Here is a 16,711-nt window from a genome sequence, read left to right on the forward strand (position 1 = left end):
ATATTATGGGTAAAAATGTCGTTATTTTGGGCACCCAATGGGGTGACGAAGGTAAAGGTAAAGTCGTTGATTTGCTTACAGAAGATGTGGCAGCGGTTGTTCGGTTTCAAGGTGGCCATAACGCAGGTCATACGTTGGTGATCGACGGTAAGAAAACGGTTTTACATTTGATTCCTTCTGGCATCCTGCGTGAGGGTGTGCAATGTGTTATTGGCAATGGTGTGGTTTTATCACCAGCTGCGCTTAAGCACGAAGTGCTTGAGCTTCAAGAGCAAGGTGTCCCTGCTATTGACCGCTTGAAGATCAGTGCTGCGTGCCCTTTGATTCTTCCTTACCACATTGCAATGGATCAAGCTCGAGAGCTTGCTAAAGGCGAAAAGAAAATTGGTACAACTGGTCGAGGTATTGGGCCGGCTTACGAAGATAAAGTGGCGCGTCGTGCTATCCGTGTGGGGGATTTGTTGGATCCTGAGCGCTTTGCTAGCAAGTTAAAAGAGGTGCTTGAGTATTACAACTTTATTTTGACTCAGTACCACAAGGTTGAGTCGATCTCATACTCTGATGTGTATGCTGAAGGGTTGGAGATGGCTGAGTTCCTGCGTCCAATGGTAACCGATACGATTTCTCTGCTTCATAACTTGAGAAAGTCTGGCGCCAATATTATGTTTGAAGGAGCGCAAGGGTCTCTATTGGATGTAGATCACGGTACATACCCTTATGTTACCTCGTCTAATACCACGGCTGGTGGTGCGCCAGCGGGCACGGGGTTTGGGCCTTTGTACCTAGATTACGTACTAGGTATTACAAAAGCCTATACTACCCGTGTAGGGTCAGGGCCTTTTCCTACCGAGTTGTTTGATGAGGATGGTGAGCGCTTGGGGGCTCGTGGTCATGAATTTGGTGCAACAACGGGGCGCTCACGTCGCTGCGGTTGGTTTGATGCAGTAGCGTTGCGTCATGCTGTACAGATTAACTCGGTTTCGGGTATGTGTCTGACTAAATTGGATGTTCTTGATGGCTCTTCTGTCATTAAAGTGTGTGTCTCCTATACTGATGATAAGGGTAATCCTGTTGCTGGTTGTTTGGTTGACAGTGAAGGCTATGAGCAAGCTTGTCCTGTTTATGTCGAGCTGCCTGGTTGGGAAGAATCTACGGTCGGTGCGGAAAGTTTTGAGGCGCTACCTAAAAATGCACAGGACTATATTCGCTTTTTGGAAGAGCACGTGGGGGTGCCTGTTGATATTATTTCCACAGGTCCTGATCGCTTAGAAACCATTGTTTTGCGCGACCCTTTTAAACAATAGTTTGAATATACTTTTGTTACAAAAAAGCCGCAATTGCGGCTTTTTTGTTCTGTTTTGACCGTAAGGTTCATTTTATTAGCATTAATTGTAAATAGAGTGAAAAAGGGGGGCGGTCTTTTTTGAACTCTAGGGTAGTATTTACAATTGACATTACGGCGCAAGAATAAAGCTGTAAAATAATAAACTTACTGGAAGAGAGATCCTGAATATGATGAAGATATTGCTTGCAGATGATGATGCGCGTTTATCGGACTTGATCAAAGAGTATTTTGATGGAGAAGGTTATGACGTTGCGCATGCTTGGAACGGTCGTGAGGCTCTTGAATTAATGGCAGAGGAAATGCCTGATATCGTTATTCTTGATGTCATGATGCCAGAGTTGGACGGTTTCGAAACACTCAAACAAATTCGAAACAAAAGCTCTGTACCTGTCATTATGCTGACAGCAAAAGGCGATGATATTGACCGTATTCTTGGTTTGGAAATGGGGGCGGATGACTATTTGTCTAAGCCGTTTAATCCTCGTGAGTTATTGGCTCGTATCAAAGCGATTTTGCGTCGTGCTAGTCAAGAGAAGGAAGACGATCCTACCGCAGACATTGAATTGTCTGGTGTTTTGTTGCGTCGTAAAGATCGTAGTGTGTTTTTGGAGGGAGAGTTAGTTGAGTTGACGACCTCTGAATATACCTTATTAGAGTGTATGTTGATGGCGCCAGGTCAGGTGTTGACCAAGCAAGAGCTTTCGGAAAAAGCCCTTGGGCGTAAGTTGACTATGTATGATCGCAGTTTGGATATGCATATTAGTAATCTTCGTAAAAAGATTGGTAATTTAGAAACGGGTGATCCTCGTATTAAAACTGTTCGTGGTGTGGGTTATATTTTTGTTGCCAATGAGCAGGGTGCTTAATACGTTATGAAAAATACCTTTTTGCGAGTGTTTCTGGTGGTTTTGTTGTCCAATACGGTTGTGGTGAGTATTGGTCTAACAATCGTTCAGTTTGTCCAGAAACATAACCAAGTATCAGCTGATTTATTGGGTGATATTGGTGTGCAATTGGTTGCAGGGTATGAAAAATTTGGACTTGAGTCTCTCAAGGAAGAGGCTAGAAAGGCTGAAAAACGTCTTTCAGGTAGTATTTATTTATACCAAGAAAATGGGCGTCCTTTACTAAAGCCCTTGCCTAAAAACTTCCGCGATAGTAATAACTCGACAACGGATTCCCCCTCGGATTCCAGTGGGGATTTGGCAAGAGTTGATGGGCGCCCATCCGCCGATTTTTTACATAGTCAATTTATTCAAGTTATTGGGGCGAATAATGTCCAATACTTGTTGATATTTAAACCTAACCCTGAAATTAATTCGTTAGCGCCAGAACTTGTTATCGGTTTTTCTTTATTAGGGTTGCTTGTTTCAAGTGGTGTGTTGGCTTATTGGTTATTAGGTCCATTGTTAAAGCTTCAGCGTGTTGCTCGTTTGTTTGGCCAGGGTGACATGACGGCACGAGTTGAGGATAAGCTGGTAAGACGAAGTGATGCAATTGGTAAGCTGTCTCGAGAATTTAACCAAATGGCTGTGCGCATCGATACTTTACTGTCATCTAAGGAGCGTCTAATGCGAGATGTTTCTCATGAATTGCGTACGCCGCTTGCTAGAATTGAGGTGGCTTTAACTATTGCCGAAGACAAATATGGCATGGAGCTGCAAAAAAGTTATTTGGCACGGATTCGGACTGAATTGCATGAACTTGATGAGCTAATAGGTCAAGTATTGACCTTGAGTCGTCTAGAAGCGGCAGCATTGAGTAAGCAGACGATGGATTTTCAGCGTTGGCTTGAAGAAATTGTTGAAGATGTCAGCTTTGAGAGTCAATTAAAAGGAATTTCAGTGGTTAAAACGGGGGTAAATCCCAAAACCTTGTTGGGTGACCCACTCCAGTTGCGTCATGCGATAGAAAACGTACTACGTAATGCTTGTTTTTATGCTGGCAAAGGAGGGGTGATTGAGGTTTCCACGGAAGAGAAGGAAGATCATGCATTTATTTATATTCGTGATAACGGGCCAGGCGTTCCTGAGGAAAAGTTAGAAAAGATATTTCATGCTTTTTATCGCTCTTCGGAAGCTCGCGAAGCAAACAGTGGTGGGTTTGGCGTAGGTTTGACCATTTCTAAGCGTATTATTCGTGCTCATAAGGGACAGATAGAAGCTAAAAACAGACCAGAAGGCGGTCTAGAAGTGTGCTTTAAGATTCCGCTGGTATGATGTTTTGTTTTTCTTGGTGTCGAGTATTTTGCTCGGCGTCGAGAAAGTCCTTGTCATTTTTCTCTTTGGTAAGTAACATGCGCGTCGCAAGTTGGCTAGGCAGTCGCCGCTCAATTTATTGGGGGGAGGAAAGTCCGGGCTTCGCAGGGTAAAGTGCCAGGTAATGCCTGGGGGGCGTGAGCCTACGGAAAGTGCAGCAGAAAATATACCGCCTAAGCAGTTTACTGCCGGTAAGGTTGAAATGGTGCGGTAAGAGCGCACCGCGCGACTGGCAACAGTTCGTGGCAAGGTAAACCCCACTTGAAGCAAGACCAAATAGGAACTCTTTGGCGTGACCCGCGCTGAGTTCGGGTAGGTTGCTAAAGACGTGCAGTGATGTACGTATTAGATGAATGACTGTCCACGACAGAACCCGGCTTATCGGCCAACTTGTGTTTTTTCTCCTCGTTTATTCTGTTTGATGAGTGCCGTTTTAGGTTGCTTGTTCGATTTCTTGGCACTTCTTTTTCATTCTTGTTTCTCTAATTATCTTGTTCCCACTTTTTACCGTGGGCAGGCTTCTTTTTGCCCATAAAGTGTCGTTTTGTGGGGTTTTTCCTGTTTTGCTTCTGCTGCCTTTCACTAATTAAGCGCCTTTACAAAATCATTTCATCTATTTTTGCCTATTTGGTTGGTTTTTTTTTACTCTTTTAAAGAAATAGTGTTAAATTGTGGGATAAAGTGTCGATAAGTGGGATATGACAATGTTTCGTGGGATTCATCATGTGAGTGTTGATGCAAAAGGGCGTATGTCCTTGCCTACACGTTTGCGTGATGAGCTCGCCCAATACGAAGACGAAGGCGTTGTTGTCACGATCGATCCAGCTTCTAAGTGTTTGCTGCTTTACCCTCTGATTGAGTGGGAGCAGATTCAGGAGAAGTTAGACAAATTGCCCAGCTTTCAGCCGCAAGCACGGCGCTTACAGCGTTTGCTTGTGGGTCATGCAACGGATTTAGAAGTAGATAAAGCAGGTCGTATTTTGTTGCCTGCTCCGTTGCGAGACTTCGCTAACCTTGACCGAAAAGTGACTCTCTTAGGTCAGGGGAAAAAAATTGAAATATGGAGTCAGGAAGAGTGGGATACGCAACGAGACGACTACTTGTCTCAGGATTCTATAGATAACTTACAACTTGAAACCATGATGGATATCTCTTTATGACAGACACCGTGCCAGAACATATCAGTGTCATGCTGAACGAATCCGTTGATATGTTGGTCACCAATGTAGATGGCCTTTATGTTGACGGCACTTTTGGTCGTGGAGGTCACACGCGTTTGGTATTGAATCGTTTACAGCAAGGTCGTTTATTAGGATTTGATAAAGATCCAGTGGCGATTGATTTTGGTAAAGCTTTGCAACAGGAGGATGAGCGCTTTTCCATCGTTCAAGATAGCTTCGCTAATATGACAGACCATATTGTGACGGTTTTTGGCTGCCACAAAGTGGATGGCATTATGATGGATTTGGGCGTTTCCTCACCGCAGTTAGATGATGCAGAACGTGGCTTTAGCTTTATGAATGACGGCCCTTTGGATATGCGTATGAACCCTAATCAAGGAGAAAGCGCAGCACAATGGATCGCTCATGCTCAAGAAAAAGACATTGCAGATGTGATGTATCAGTTTGGTGAGGAACGTTTTTCGCGACGTATTGCAAAAGCCATTTGCGAGTACCGCGCTCATACGCCAATTGTGAGCACATTGCAGTTAGCCAAAATAGTGGCAGAGGCAAATCCTGCTTGGGAAAAGGGCAAAAATCCTGCTACGCGTGCTTTTCAAGGTATTCGAATCTTTATCAATAATGAATTAGGTGATTTAGAAGTCGGGCTAGAGGCAGCAGCTGAGGCGTTGAAAGTAGGAGGGCGTTTGGTCGTCATCAGCTTTCACTCTTTAGAAGATAGAATTGTCAAACGTTTTATGAAACTGAAGTCTAAAGGGCCTGAGTTACCACGACATTTACCCATTCAGAATGCTCAGCTAGACATTAAATTTAAAACCATTGGTAAAGCAATTAAGCCATCTAAAACGGAAGTTAGCGATAATGTCCGCTCTAGAAGTGCTGTATTGCGTGTTTTGGAGCGAGTCAGTGACTAGATTGCGATTTTCCCCATGGTCTTATTCAGTTGGCGTTGTGCTGTTGTCCATTGTTTCGATTCTGGTCGTAGAGCAGGTTTACAGTTTCCGAATGGATTACTCACATCTGCAAGCGCTGAAACAAGACGAAGCCAACTATGAAGTGACATGGGGGCAGTTGCTACTAGAGCAAAGCGCATTGACTCAACCAAGTCGTTTAGAGCAGGCGGCGGTAAACCGCTTGCATATGCATGCACCTACTAAAGATGAAATAGTAATCGTCAAACCATGAGTATTGAAAACGGTCATCACCGTCCCGACAAATGGCGTTTTAGGTTTGTATACGGCATCGCGTTTATTTTGTTTGCTGTTGTTGCTGGACGCCTATTTTATTTAACTGTTATTGATAAGGATTTTTTACAAAATCAGGGAGAGATGCGTGCCGTTAGGACGGAAACGATTCCCGCTACACGGGGGATGATTTTAGATCGCCGTGGTGAGCCGTTGGCTGTCAGTGCGCCAACGTGGACCTTGGTTGCTAACCCCAAGAAACTCTGGGATATGGATCAAAACCCCGAAAAAGGAGAGACGCCTGAGCAGGAGATTAATCGTCTAGCGGATGCTATGGGGGTTGGTCATTCTTGGTTAACAAACAGATTTGAAGCCAATAAAACACGTTCTTTCATGTATTTGAAACGTCAGGTATCTCCCCATGAGGCGGATCAAATTATGGCGGCTCATGTTATTGGAGTGACAAAGCGTAAAGAATATAAACGCTTTTATCCTGCGGGTGAAATGACGGCACAAGTGGTTGGCTTCACCAGCATTGATGATAAAGGTCAAGAAGGATTGGAACTGGAATATAACTCTGAATTGCAAGGTTCCCCTGGAAAACGTAGCTATATTAAGGACCTTTCAGGTAATGCTATTCGTCCGATTGGTCAAGAAATTCCGGCGCGTCCTGGGGAAAATATCCAGCTTAGCATTGATATGCGCTTGCAGTATTTGGCTTATCGAGAGCTTAAAGCAGCGGTGACCGAAAACCGGGCCACGTCTGCTTCGGCAGTTATTTTAGACGTCAAAACAGGCGAAATTTTGGCTATGGTTAATCAGCCATCTTACAATCCTAATGACCGTTCAACATTGGATTATGATGAATTACGTAACCGTGCGGTAATTGATTTATTTGAGCCTGGTTCCACCATGAAGCCTTTTACTGTGTCAGCGGCCTTAATGTCCGGCCAGTACAATACAGAGTCTATTATTAATACGTCGCCAGGTTATTTACGCGTTGGGCGCTTCACCATTCGTGACGATGGTAACTATGGTAAAATTAACTTAGAAAAACTATTGGAAAAGTCTAGTAACGTCGGGGCTTCCAAGATCGCTTTTTCTTTGCCTCCGGATAGTATTTGGAATGTAGATCATTCACTTGGGTTCGGTTCTTCCGTTGGGATTGGTTTCCCTGGTGAGGTGTCTGGGGTCCTACCAACGCATTCTAGATGGCGTCCTGCAGAGCTTGCTACCTTGTCTTATGGTTATGGGCTCTCTGTTTCGACATTACAGCTTGCTCAGGCCTATATGACGCTTGCTAATGGTGGGTATCGTGTTCCAGTGACTATTTTTAAGCAAGATGCTCCACCAAAAGGGAAGCAAGTTATCCCACGAGCGGTCGCGAAAAGTGTTGTTAAAATGCTGGAAGGCGTGGTTTTGCATGGCTCGGGTAAGCTGGCGCAGGTGCCTGGTTATCAAATCGCCGGTAAGACAGGTACCGTGCACGTCGTCGGTAACGATGGTTATCAGTATGATGAATACAATGCCATTTTTGCTGGTATTGCCCCTGCTTCGGATCCTCGTTTGGTAATGGTGGTGATGATTCATAATCCGAAAGGGCGTAACTATTATGGTGGGGAAGTTGCCGCACCAGTGTTTTCTCGGGTCATGCGTGGGGCGTTGCGGACATTGAATATTCCACCCGATATGCCTGATGGATTACGAGAAGTGAAACTTGATAGTAAAAAAGTTCCCTTTAGAGTGGCACAGGGTAATTAAATGGAAAATTTAACACATGCCCAATTGCTCAGTTTTTCTGCTGTTAAGCAAACAGGCAATAGGGCTGGTTGCTTCTATACTCATATAGAAACAGACAGTCGCAAAATAGACGCTTCGGGCGTCTTTTTTGCCCTTCCGGGGGTGGCAAGTCATGGTTGGGATTACTTGGATAAGGTGGCGTCATTAGGTGGACGTGTGGCGGTTGTGCCTCGTCATCTTAAGCTTTCTCATCCTATTATCGAGCTAATTCATGTTGATGAGCCGGCTAGTGTTTTAATCAAGTGTTTGCACCATATGGTCGGTCTACCTCCTAAACGCCTAGTGGCTGTGACTGGGACAAATGGTAAGTCATCAATCTGTTTTTATCTTACGCAAATGGCGCAAGCTGCGGGCTTTTCGAGTGGTCTGATTGGCACGTTTGGCGTGGGGCCGCTGGACCAACTTCAAGAAGCTCGACAAACCACACCTGATTTATTGGCGATGCATCAATTATTAAGTCAAATGGCTGAGCAAGGGGTTGATTTTGTCGCCTTTGAAGCCTCTTCGCATGCCCTTGATCAGGGGCGTTTATATGGTGTTCCTTTCCAAACGGCAGTGTTTTCGAATTTATCCCGAGATCATTTAGATTATCACGGTACGATGGAGGCGTATGCACAGGCTAAGCGCCGCCTTTTTTCTTTTCCATCCGTCGAGCAAGCAGTTTTGTGTCTAGATGATCCACAAGCGGCTTTTATGGCGGAAGTGGTATCGGATCAGGTGAATACGTTTTATTACAGTGAGTCCAATGAAAAAGCGGATTTCTATGTGAGAGATTTGCAATTTCATCCCGCAGGATGCGAGTTCATCTTATGTCATCCTGAGGGTCAAGCGTTGGTATTTTTACCTTTATTAGGGCGTTTTAATATTCAAAATGCACTTGCTGCTTTGGCGAGTTTATGGCCTTTTTTTGAGGATAAATCATTGCTTATTGCGGCATTGCAGGGGTTAAAAGGCGCCCCGGGCCGAATGGAAAAGGTTTCGACAGAGGCTCTTTTGGATGCCACTAATAGACCAACGGTTGTGGTGGATTATGCGCATACTCCTGATGCGTTAAAAGTGGCCCTTACGGCGCTGAAAGAACATTCTTCAGGTCGTGTGGTTTGCGTGTTTGGGTGTGGCGGTGATCGGGATCGAGGTAAACGCCCCATTATGCTCAGTACGGCATTACAATATGCTGATGATGTTTGGCTAACCTCAGATAACCCAAGAACAGAATCCCCAGAGCAGATTCTTCGTGATGCTGCTGAGGGTGTATCAGAACAGGCAGTCTATCAAGTTGAAGTGGATCGCCGAGTGGCAATTACAAAGGCGATAGCCAGTGCCAATAGCAAAGACATTGTTTTGATTGCTGGTAAGGGACATGAAACCTACCAAGATATTCAAGGGGTTAAACACCACTTTGATGATAAAGAAGAAGCATTGAAGGGCTTAGCATCATGTTAATTGATATGACTCTTTCTACCCTTGCTGAAATATGTGACGGTCAGTTGGCTGCAGATGATCAGCTCTTTACGGATGTTGTAACGGACACAAGGAAAATCGCTAAAGGTGCTTTGTTTGTGGCAATCAAAGGAGAGCGTTTCGATGGTCATGATTTTGCTCAGGATGCGATTAATCAAGGTGCTGTTGCGGTTTTATCTGACAGGGATCTCCCCAACCTTCCTTGTGTGAAAGTAGCGGATACGGTGGAGGCGTATGGGCGAATTGCTCGATATATTCGGGATGCGTTTCACGGCAACATTATTTCAATAACGGGAAGTAATGGTAAAACAACCGTAAAAGATTGGTTAGCTCAATCTTTTACAGGAAAAAGTGTGTTAAAAACACGCGCCAACTTAAATAATCAAATTGGCGTGCCTCAAACTTTGTTGGAATTAATGCCTCAACATGAGGTTGCTGTTATCGAGGCAGGGACAAGTTTTCCAGGTGAAATCAAGAAGTTATCCTATAGCATTCATGCTGATGTGGTGATTTTGACAAATGCAAGTGGTAGTCATTTTGAAGGGTTTGGTAGTTTAGAAGGGATTGCGATAGAAAAGGGTGAGCTGATTACTGGAGCGAAAGCATCGGCAACGGTCATTCTGAATGCGGATGATGGTTTTTTTGATTACTGGTGTGGTTTGGCCGCAGGGCGTCGAGTTATGTCGTTTGGGTTTTCTTCTAGCGCGCATTTGTATGCCAAAGACATTCAGTTAAATGCGCAAACCAGTCATGCTGTATTTTGTTATCAGGGTCAAGAAGTTGATGTTGAAATCGGATGCGCAGGTAAACACCAAATTGCTAATGGTATGGCAGTGGTGTTGGCATTGATGGCGACAGGGACGGCATTTGTTGATGCGGTTAAGGTGTTGCGAACTCCCGTTCAAGTAAAAGGGCGATTGGAGAGGCTAACAACAAAAAATAACGCCTTATTAATTAATGATTGTTACAATGCGAGCCCAAAATCGGTAGAAGCGGCGATTGACGTGTTAACCATGCAACCCGTCGAGAAAACGTGGCTAGTATTAGGTGCTTTGGGGGAATTGGGTTGTCAAAGAGATGAAATACATGCCTCACTAGGGCGGTATGCAAGTGCAAAAAATGTATCGTGTTTAGTGAGCGTTGGGCCCATTGCCGCGATTGCTGCTAAAGCGTTTAAAGACGCAGGTGGTGAGGTCGTCATGTGCCAAGATCATAGTGAAGCGGCGGCTGTGATTCGGTCGCTTAATGAAGCACATGCCATTTTGATTAAGGGGTCGCGCTCTTCTCAGATGGAAAATGTGATTGATATTATAATGAATTAGGAATAAATCCTCTCATGCTACTCTTGTTAACTGACTACTTGAGCAAATACCATACTTTTTTCTCTGTATTTAATTACTTATCTCTGCGCGCTATTTTGGGAGTTTTGACCGCATTAGTTATTTCTTTATTAATTGGTAATAGAGTGATTTCGTTATTGCAGCGTTTGCAAATAGGTCAAGCAGTGCGTAGTGATGGCCCACAGTCTCACTTAAGTAAGGCAGGCACACCAACCATGGGAGGGGCTTTAATTATTTTTTCTATTAGTGTCAGCACCTTGTTGTGGGGTGACTTGCGTAACCATTATGTTTGGTTAGTGTTGATAGTGATGCTGGCATTTGGTGTTGTCGGGTGGGTGGATGATTATCGTAAAGTGGTGGAAAAAAACTCGAAAGGTCTACCCGCACGCTGGAAATATTTTTGGCAGAGTCTGATTGCCATTGGTGCGGCTTGCTATTTGTATTCCATTGCGACAACACCTGCTGAAACCTCGCTATTGATTCCCATTTTTAAAAACTTAGCTTTACCCTTGGGCATATTCTTTGTCGTTTTAACGTACTTTGTAATTGTCGGTACCAGTAATGCCGTCAATTTGACGGATGGTTTGGATGGTTTAGCGATTGTTCCAACAATCTTAGTTGGGGCGGCTCTAGGTGTGTTTGCGTATCTTACGGGTAATGTGAAATTTGCTGATTACCTGCTGATTCCTTATGTGCATGGTTCTGGAGAGTTGTTGGTTTTTTGTTCTGCTATGGTTGGAGCAGGGCTTGGTTTCTTGTGGTTCAACACCTATCCGGCTCAAGTTTTTATGGGGGATGTTGGCTCCTTGGCTTTGGGAGCTGCTTTGGGCACGATTGCCGTGGTGGTTCGCCAAGAGTTGGTGTTGTTCATTATGGGCGGTGTGTTTGTCATGGAAACCGTGTCGGTGATTTTGCAAGTGGCCTCTTATAAATTGACTAAACGACGCATTTTTAGAATGGCACCGATTCATCACCATTTTGAATTAAAAGGATGGGCAGAACCAAAAGTAATTGTGCGTTTTTGGATTATTACGGTTTGTCTTGTCTTAATTGGTTTGGCCACACTAAAAGTTCGCTGATAAGGAGCTGATATGTCGTTAATTGGGTCGGATCGAGTCAGAGCGGTCGTTGGTTTAGGAACGACAGGGCTGTCTTGTGTGCGTTTTTTGGCGAGCCAAAACATCGACTTTTACATAGTGGATTCTCGAGAGAATCCACCCGGGCTTGAGCAAGCCAAGTCATTATGTCCTTCTGAGCGAATTTTTACAGGTAGCTTGTCTGTGTTGGAAACATTGCCTGTGACAGAGCTGTATGTGAGTCCTGGTATTTCATTAAAGACCCCTGTTTTGGCTTCATTAGCGCAAAAAGGGGTAGTAATGCGTGGTGATATTGACCTGTTTTGTGATTACGCCAATGCGCCTTATGTGGCCATTACGGGTTCAAATGCAAAGAGTACGGTGACAACGCTGGTCGCTTTGCTGTTGGAGGCTTGTGGTAAAAAAGCCGTTGCAGGTGGCAACCTTGGTACACCGGCTTTGGATTTGTTGAGCGCTGGAGTGGATTTTTATGTACTTGAGTTATCAAGTTTTCAGCTTGAAACTACACCTGCATTAAAGGCGGATTTGGCCTGTATTCTGAATGTGTCTGAAGATCATATGGATCGCTATGATGATTTATATGAATACCAACGAGCGAAGCAACGAGTTTATCGCGGATGCAAGGCGGCGGTTTGTAATAAGCAGGATATTCTGACTGCGCCATTATTAGCGGAAGGGGTGCCTGTACGTGCATTTACTACTAAAAGCCCAGATTTAAAAGAATATGGTATGTTGCCCGACGATAATGGGGCTTGGCTCTGCAAAGGCGTTCAGCGTTTGTATCATACCTCCGATATTGCGCTGCAAGGATCTCATAATCATGCCAATGTTTTAGCTGCGCTAGCCATGATTGAGCTATTAGGGTTGGATGTTCTGGACCAAAGAATTGCTGAGACATTAAAAACCTTTCGTGGCTTACCTCATCGCTGCGAAAATGTCAGGGTGTATCAAGGTGTTACCTATATTAACGATTCTAAGGGGACTAATGTCGGGGCGACATTAGCTGCACTACAAGGTTTGGGGCGTGCATCACAAAAAAATATTTTGTTGATTGCTGGTGGAGAAGGCAAAGGGGCGGATTTTTCTCCTTTGGCGAGCCCTGTTGCTGAATTTGTTCGTAAAACATATTTATTCGGTAAGGATGCTCAGGCTATCGCTAATGCTTTATTGGAAACGTCTGAATATGCTTTTTTTAGTACCTTAGATGAAATTGTTGAGACGGTTAAACTGGAGGCACAAGAAGGTGATATTGTTCTGCTTTCTCCAGCCTGTGCCAGTTTGGACATGTATAAAAACTATGAAGTTCGTGGTGAGCATTTTGCTCGCTTGGTTAGAGCATTATGAATCTGCTAGGCTTCTTTGATCGAGTTTCTTGGCGTGAGTTTAGCCAAGTGGATTCCATTTTTATCGCTTCTGTTGTGTCTTTGTTGGCGCTGGGAATTGTGATGGTATCCAGTGCTTCTATTTCCATATCGGTTGATCAGCATAACGATTATACCTTTTTTATGTGGCGCCAGATTCTATATTTAGGAATGGGATTGACGTTAGGTTGGGTGATGTTGTCGCTGCCAACGGATCAGTTGCAAAAATGGGGCATACTGCTCATGGCCATTTCACTGGTGTTACTGATTATGGTGTTGTTGCCTGGGATCGGTAAAACGGTAAATGGTAGTCGTCGTTGGATTAATTTAGTGGTGTTTAATTTGCAGGCCTCGGAAGTTGCAAAGGTCTGTATGGTTGTCTATGTATCTGGTTATCTGGTGCGTCGAGCTGAACGGGTGCGTAGTGGTTGGGTAGGTTTCTTCCTGCCTTTATGTTTATGTAGTATTTTCCTGCTTTTTTTATTGTTTGAACCCGATTTCGGTGCTTCTGTAGTGCTTCTTGGGACGGTAATGGCCCTGTTGTTTCTTGGCGGAGCGCCTCTTTATCAGTTTCTGTTGTTGTTAGCGGGAGCGGTTTTGATGCTTGGGGTGGTGGCAATATCAGAAAGCTATCGTATGAAACGGTTAATGAATTTTATTGACCCGTGGGCGGATCCATATAATGAAGGTTATCAGTTAAGCCAGGCGTTAATTGCTTATGGTCGGGGTGAGTGGTTTGGCCTTGGTTTGGGAAATAGTGTACAGAAACTCTCCTATTTGCCAGAAGCCCATACTGACTTCGTTTTTTCTATTTGGGTAGAAGAAACGGGTTTGATTGGCGGAATTGTTCTGATTTTGTTATTTGGCGTAATGGTAAGTCGTGCTTTCAAAATAGGTAATAAAGCGATGGCTCTATCACGCCCATTTGCGGGTTATGTCTGTTTTGGTTTTTCTATTCTAATTTTGGCTCAGGTAATTATTAACATCGGTGTGAATACTGGTTTTTTACCAACGAAAGGTTTAACGCTACCTTTAATAAGTTATGGGGGCAGTAGCTTAATTATTACTCTGGCCAGTTTGTTTGTTATTGCGCGGGTGGATATTGAAAATAAGCGTATAGAGTCTGGGCAAGCAGAACAAAATACACAAACCGCAAAACAAAACAAATCAACCAATATTGAGGCGAGTGATGACTGACATCAAACGTGTTGTCATTATGGCCGGTGGTACAGGTGGACATATTTACCCCGCACTGGCTTGTGCGCAACAATTTAAAGAAAAAGGCCTTGAGGTTTTTTGGTTAGGTTCTAAAGGTGGTATGGAAGAAACCTTGGTTCCCCAGCACGATATTGCGATTCATACAGTTTCCATTAAAGGGGTGAGAGGCAAGGGCGTGTTTGGGCTATTGGCGGCGCCTTTTCGGGTTTTGCATGCGATTGGTCAGGCATTTGCTTTTTTACAAAAAGAGAAACCCTCTGTTGTGTTGGGAATGGGGGGGTTTGTTGCTGGGCCCGGTGGGGTAGCTGCAAAGCTATTGGGGATTCCTTTAGTGATTCATGAGCAGAATGCTGTAGCGGGAACCACGAATAAGTTGCTTGCTAAAGTGGCTAATGTTAGTTTGCAGGCGTTTGATGGGGCGTTGCCTCAGGGGATCAGTGTCGGTAATCCTGTGCGTGCTGATATTTTGAAGCAAGATGTTCGTGCCCCGCGTGATACACTGGCTAGGCCATTAAAGCTTTTAGTTGTTGGGGGCAGTTTAGGGGCAAAAGCCATTAACGATATTATGCCAGAAGTGCTGTCGAAATGGCCTTTTTCCCAGCGCCTAGATGTATGGCATCAGACTGGAAAGCGGAACTTTGATGATGTTTCAGCGCTTTACAAAAAGGCGAATGTTTCCGCTCGTGTAGAGGCCTATTTAGATAACATGAATCAGGCCTATTACTGGGCCGATATTGTGCTTTGTCGAGCAGGGGCAATGACGGTAAGTGAATTAGCGGTGGCGGGGTTGCCTTCTATTTTAGTGCCATATCCTCATGCCATTGATGACCATCAGACAGCAAACGCGCGTCATTTAGAGCGTGTTGGGGCGGCGTTTTTGTTGCCGCAGCCTGAGTTAACCAGTGACAAGGTGATTGAGCTATTAGCTCCCTTGTTAGAGAACGAATCCACATTAGTAGAAATGGGAGAGCAGGCCAAAAAAGTTGCTCATCCTAATGCGACTCATGATGTAGTTGCAAATTGTTTAAGGTTAATAAAATGATAGGAAACAAGTTTCAATACGATATCCCCACAATGCGACGCATTCAAAATATTCATTTTGTCGGTATTGGTGGTGTCGGTATGTGTGGCATTGCAGAAGTGTTACATAATCAAGGGTATCGAGTGTCAGGCTCTGACTTAAAGTCCTCTGCAGTGACTGATCGTTTGGCTGAATTGGGTATTAGCATCCATATTGGTCACCAAGAGAGCAATGTGCACGATGCACATGTCATTGTTGTGTCGACAGCTATTAATTTGCAAAACCCTGAAATCCAGTGGGGAAAAGAAAATCGTATTCCTATCGTTCGCCGGGCCGAGATGTTGGCCGAGTTAATGCGTTACCGTCATGGTATTGCCATTGCCGGAACTCATGGGAAAACAACCACGACCAGTTTAATGGCATCTGTATTGGCGGCGACAGGTGAGGCTCCCACGTTTGTCATTGGTGGCCGTTTGACGAGTGCGGGAGCGAATGCGCAATTAGGCAGTAGTGCCTACTTGGTGGCGGAAGCCGATGAAAGTGACGCTTCGTTTCTGCATTTGCAGCCTCAGACAGTGATTATCACTAATATTGATGAAGATCACATGGATACTTACCAAGGTGATTTTGAAAAGGTAAAACAAACCTTTGTTGAGTTTGTTCATAACTTACCTTTTTATGGTTTGGCTGTAGTGTGTGTGGATGATGCGAATGTCAGAGAAATCTTGCCCTCATTGAGTCGTCCGGTACTGACTTATGGTATTGATGCCGAAGCGGACTTCTATGCGACAGATATTGTACAAACAGGCCGTTATTGTGAGTTTTTGGCGCACTGTCCTGATCAAGAGCAACCACTAAAAATACGTTTGCCTATGCCAGGACGTCATAATGTACTTAATGCCTTGGCAACCATTGCAGTGGCTTCTGATCTCGGTGTGGACCCAGCGGCTATTCAATCGGGCTTGATGGGCTTTGAGGGGGTAGGTCGCCGTTTCCAAGAGCAGACGCCGTTGGTACTAGAAGATGGCTCGCAAGTCATGTTTGTTGATGATTATGGTCACCACCCAAGTGAAGTGGAAGCGACAATTAAGGCAATTCGAGCGGGTTGGCCTGAGAAGCGATTAGTCATGGTGTACCAGCCACACCGTTTTTCAAGGACTCGTGATTTGTACGAAGATTTTGTGAGAGTTTTGTCACAAGTGGATGTCCTTCTGTTGTTGGATGTGTACCCAGCAGGTGAGACGCCTATTAATGGCGCCGACAGCCGCTCTTTGTGTGGCAGTATTCGTCAGCGAGGTACCGTTGATCCTATCCATGTGGCTAATACGTCTGACTTGCGTTCGATATTGTCTAATGTGCTAAAAAGTGGCGACTTGATGATTACCCAAGGGGCAGGTGATATTGGGTTGATTTCAAAAGCATTAGCGAGTAGTGGGATTTAGTTC

14 protein-coding genes and 1 other RNA gene are annotated in these 16,711 nt (G+C 44.6%); all 15 read left to right on the forward strand.

What is annotated here, in order from left to right:
* Positions 1-5: 5 nt before the first annotated feature.
* Positions 6-1,304: an adenylosuccinate synthase gene (locus tag JHD45_RS02910; RefSeq protein WP_199474838.1), complete on the forward strand. Its 1,299-nt coding sequence runs from the start codon at positions 6-8 to the stop codon at positions 1,302-1,304.
* Between the two features lie 208 nt (positions 1,305-1,512).
* Positions 1,513-2,211 carry a response regulator transcription factor gene (locus JHD45_RS02915; protein WP_067014940.1) on the forward strand — a complete coding sequence of 233 codons (699 nt, stop codon included), beginning with the start codon at positions 1,513-1,515 and terminating at the stop codon, positions 2,209-2,211.
* Positions 2,212-2,217: 6 nt separating this feature from the next.
* Positions 2,218-3,564, forward strand: a complete 1,347-nt coding sequence (locus JHD45_RS02920; RefSeq protein WP_199474690.1) for a sensor histidine kinase — start codon at positions 2,218-2,220, stop codon at positions 3,562-3,564.
* A gap of 87 nt (positions 3,565-3,651) precedes the next feature.
* An RNA gene (gene rnpB / locus JHD45_RS02925) (RNase P RNA component class A) lies at positions 3,652-4,000 on the forward strand.
* Positions 4,001-4,307: 307 nt separating this feature from the next.
* Positions 4,308-4,763, forward strand: coding sequence for a division/cell wall cluster transcriptional repressor MraZ (mraZ, locus tag JHD45_RS02930; protein WP_199474839.1), 456 nt, complete (start codon positions 4,308-4,310; stop codon positions 4,761-4,763).
* Complete coding sequence (rsmH, locus tag JHD45_RS02935) at positions 4,760-5,698, forward strand: 16S rRNA (cytosine(1402)-N(4))-methyltransferase RsmH (RefSeq protein WP_199474691.1); 939 nt, start codon at positions 4,760-4,762, stop codon at positions 5,696-5,698. The genes mraZ and rsmH overlap by 4 nt, the downstream gene beginning before the upstream one ends.
* The gene (ftsL, locus tag JHD45_RS02940; RefSeq protein ID WP_199474692.1) at positions 5,691-5,969 is read left to right on the forward strand and encodes a cell division protein FtsL; all 279 of its coding nucleotides are present in this window, start codon (positions 5,691-5,693) and stop codon (positions 5,967-5,969) included. The genes rsmH and ftsL overlap by 8 nt, the downstream gene beginning before the upstream one ends.
* Positions 5,966-7,729, forward strand: coding sequence for a peptidoglycan D,D-transpeptidase FtsI family protein (locus JHD45_RS02945; protein ID WP_199474693.1), 1,764 nt, complete (start codon positions 5,966-5,968; stop codon positions 7,727-7,729). Before ftsL ends, JHD45_RS02945 begins: the two co-directional genes overlap by 4 nt.
* On the forward strand, positions 7,730-9,211 hold the full coding sequence (locus tag JHD45_RS02950; protein WP_199474694.1) for a UDP-N-acetylmuramoyl-L-alanyl-D-glutamate--2,6-diaminopimelate ligase: 1,482 nt from the start codon (positions 7,730-7,732) through the stop codon (positions 9,209-9,211).
* Entirely contained in the window at positions 9,205-10,551 is a 1,347-nt protein-coding gene (locus tag JHD45_RS02955; protein WP_199474695.1) for a UDP-N-acetylmuramoyl-tripeptide--D-alanyl-D-alanine ligase, read from the forward strand. Before JHD45_RS02950 ends, JHD45_RS02955 begins: the two co-directional genes overlap by 7 nt.
* Positions 10,552-10,565: 14 nt before the next feature.
* Positions 10,566-11,648, forward strand: a complete 1,083-nt coding sequence (gene mraY / locus JHD45_RS02960; RefSeq protein ID WP_199474696.1) for a phospho-N-acetylmuramoyl-pentapeptide-transferase — start codon at positions 10,566-10,568, stop codon at positions 11,646-11,648.
* A 12-nt stretch (positions 11,649-11,660) separates the two neighbouring features.
* Positions 11,661-13,010 (forward strand): UDP-N-acetylmuramoyl-L-alanine--D-glutamate ligase, encoded by a 1,350-nt coding sequence (gene murD / locus JHD45_RS02965; RefSeq protein WP_199474697.1) that lies wholly within the window; start codon positions 11,661-11,663, stop codon positions 13,008-13,010.
* Positions 13,007-14,224: a putative lipid II flippase FtsW gene (ftsW, locus tag JHD45_RS02970; protein ID WP_199474698.1), complete on the forward strand. Its 1,218-nt coding sequence runs from the start codon at positions 13,007-13,009 to the stop codon at positions 14,222-14,224. Before murD ends, ftsW begins: the two co-directional genes overlap by 4 nt.
* Positions 14,217-15,287 carry an undecaprenyldiphospho-muramoylpentapeptide beta-N-acetylglucosaminyltransferase gene (gene murG, locus JHD45_RS02975; RefSeq protein ID WP_199474699.1) on the forward strand — a complete coding sequence of 357 codons (1,071 nt, stop codon included), beginning with the start codon at positions 14,217-14,219 and terminating at the stop codon, positions 15,285-15,287. Before ftsW ends, murG begins: the two co-directional genes overlap by 8 nt.
* Positions 15,284-16,708 (forward strand): UDP-N-acetylmuramate--L-alanine ligase, encoded by a 1,425-nt coding sequence (gene murC / locus JHD45_RS02980; protein WP_199474700.1) that lies wholly within the window; start codon positions 15,284-15,286, stop codon positions 16,706-16,708. The genes murG and murC overlap by 4 nt, the downstream gene beginning before the upstream one ends.
* The last annotated feature ends 3 nt before the right edge of the window (positions 16,709-16,711 follow it).

The organism is Marinomonas spartinae, from assembly GCF_016461715.1.
Lineage (GTDB): Bacteria > Pseudomonadota > Gammaproteobacteria > Pseudomonadales > Marinomonadaceae > Marinomonas > Marinomonas spartinae_A.

Bases quoted from the DNA above. Each gene is read 5' to 3' on its own strand.
- JHD45_RS02910 (WP_199474838.1), top strand. From the start codon at position 6: ATGGGTAAAAATGTCGTTATTTTGGGCACCCAATGGGGTGACGAAGGT.
- JHD45_RS02915 (WP_067014940.1), top strand. From the start codon at position 1,513: ATGATGAAGATATTGCTTGCAGATGATGATGCGCGTTTATCGGACTTG.
- JHD45_RS02920 (WP_199474690.1), top strand. From the start codon at position 2,218: ATGAAAAATACCTTTTTGCGAGTGTTTCTGGTGGTTTTGTTGTCCAAT.
- mraZ (WP_199474839.1), top strand. From the start codon at position 4,308: ATGTTTCGTGGGATTCATCATGTGAGTGTTGATGCAAAAGGGCGTATG.
- rsmH (WP_199474691.1), top strand. From the start codon at position 4,760: ATGACAGACACCGTGCCAGAACATATCAGTGTCATGCTGAACGAATCC.
- JHD45_RS02945 (WP_199474693.1), top strand. From the start codon at position 5,966: ATGAGTATTGAAAACGGTCATCACCGTCCCGACAAATGGCGTTTTAGG.
- JHD45_RS02950 (WP_199474694.1), top strand. From the start codon at position 7,730: ATGGAAAATTTAACACATGCCCAATTGCTCAGTTTTTCTGCTGTTAAG.
- JHD45_RS02955 (WP_199474695.1), top strand. From the start codon at position 9,205: ATGTTAATTGATATGACTCTTTCTACCCTTGCTGAAATATGTGACGGT.
- mraY (WP_199474696.1), top strand. From the start codon at position 10,566: ATGCTACTCTTGTTAACTGACTACTTGAGCAAATACCATACTTTTTTC.
- murD (WP_199474697.1), top strand. From the start codon at position 11,661: ATGTCGTTAATTGGGTCGGATCGAGTCAGAGCGGTCGTTGGTTTAGGA.
- ftsW (WP_199474698.1), top strand. From the start codon at position 13,007: ATGAATCTGCTAGGCTTCTTTGATCGAGTTTCTTGGCGTGAGTTTAGC.
- murG (WP_199474699.1), top strand. From the start codon at position 14,217: ATGACTGACATCAAACGTGTTGTCATTATGGCCGGTGGTACAGGTGGA.
- murC (WP_199474700.1), top strand. From the start codon at position 15,284: ATGATAGGAAACAAGTTTCAATACGATATCCCCACAATGCGACGCATT.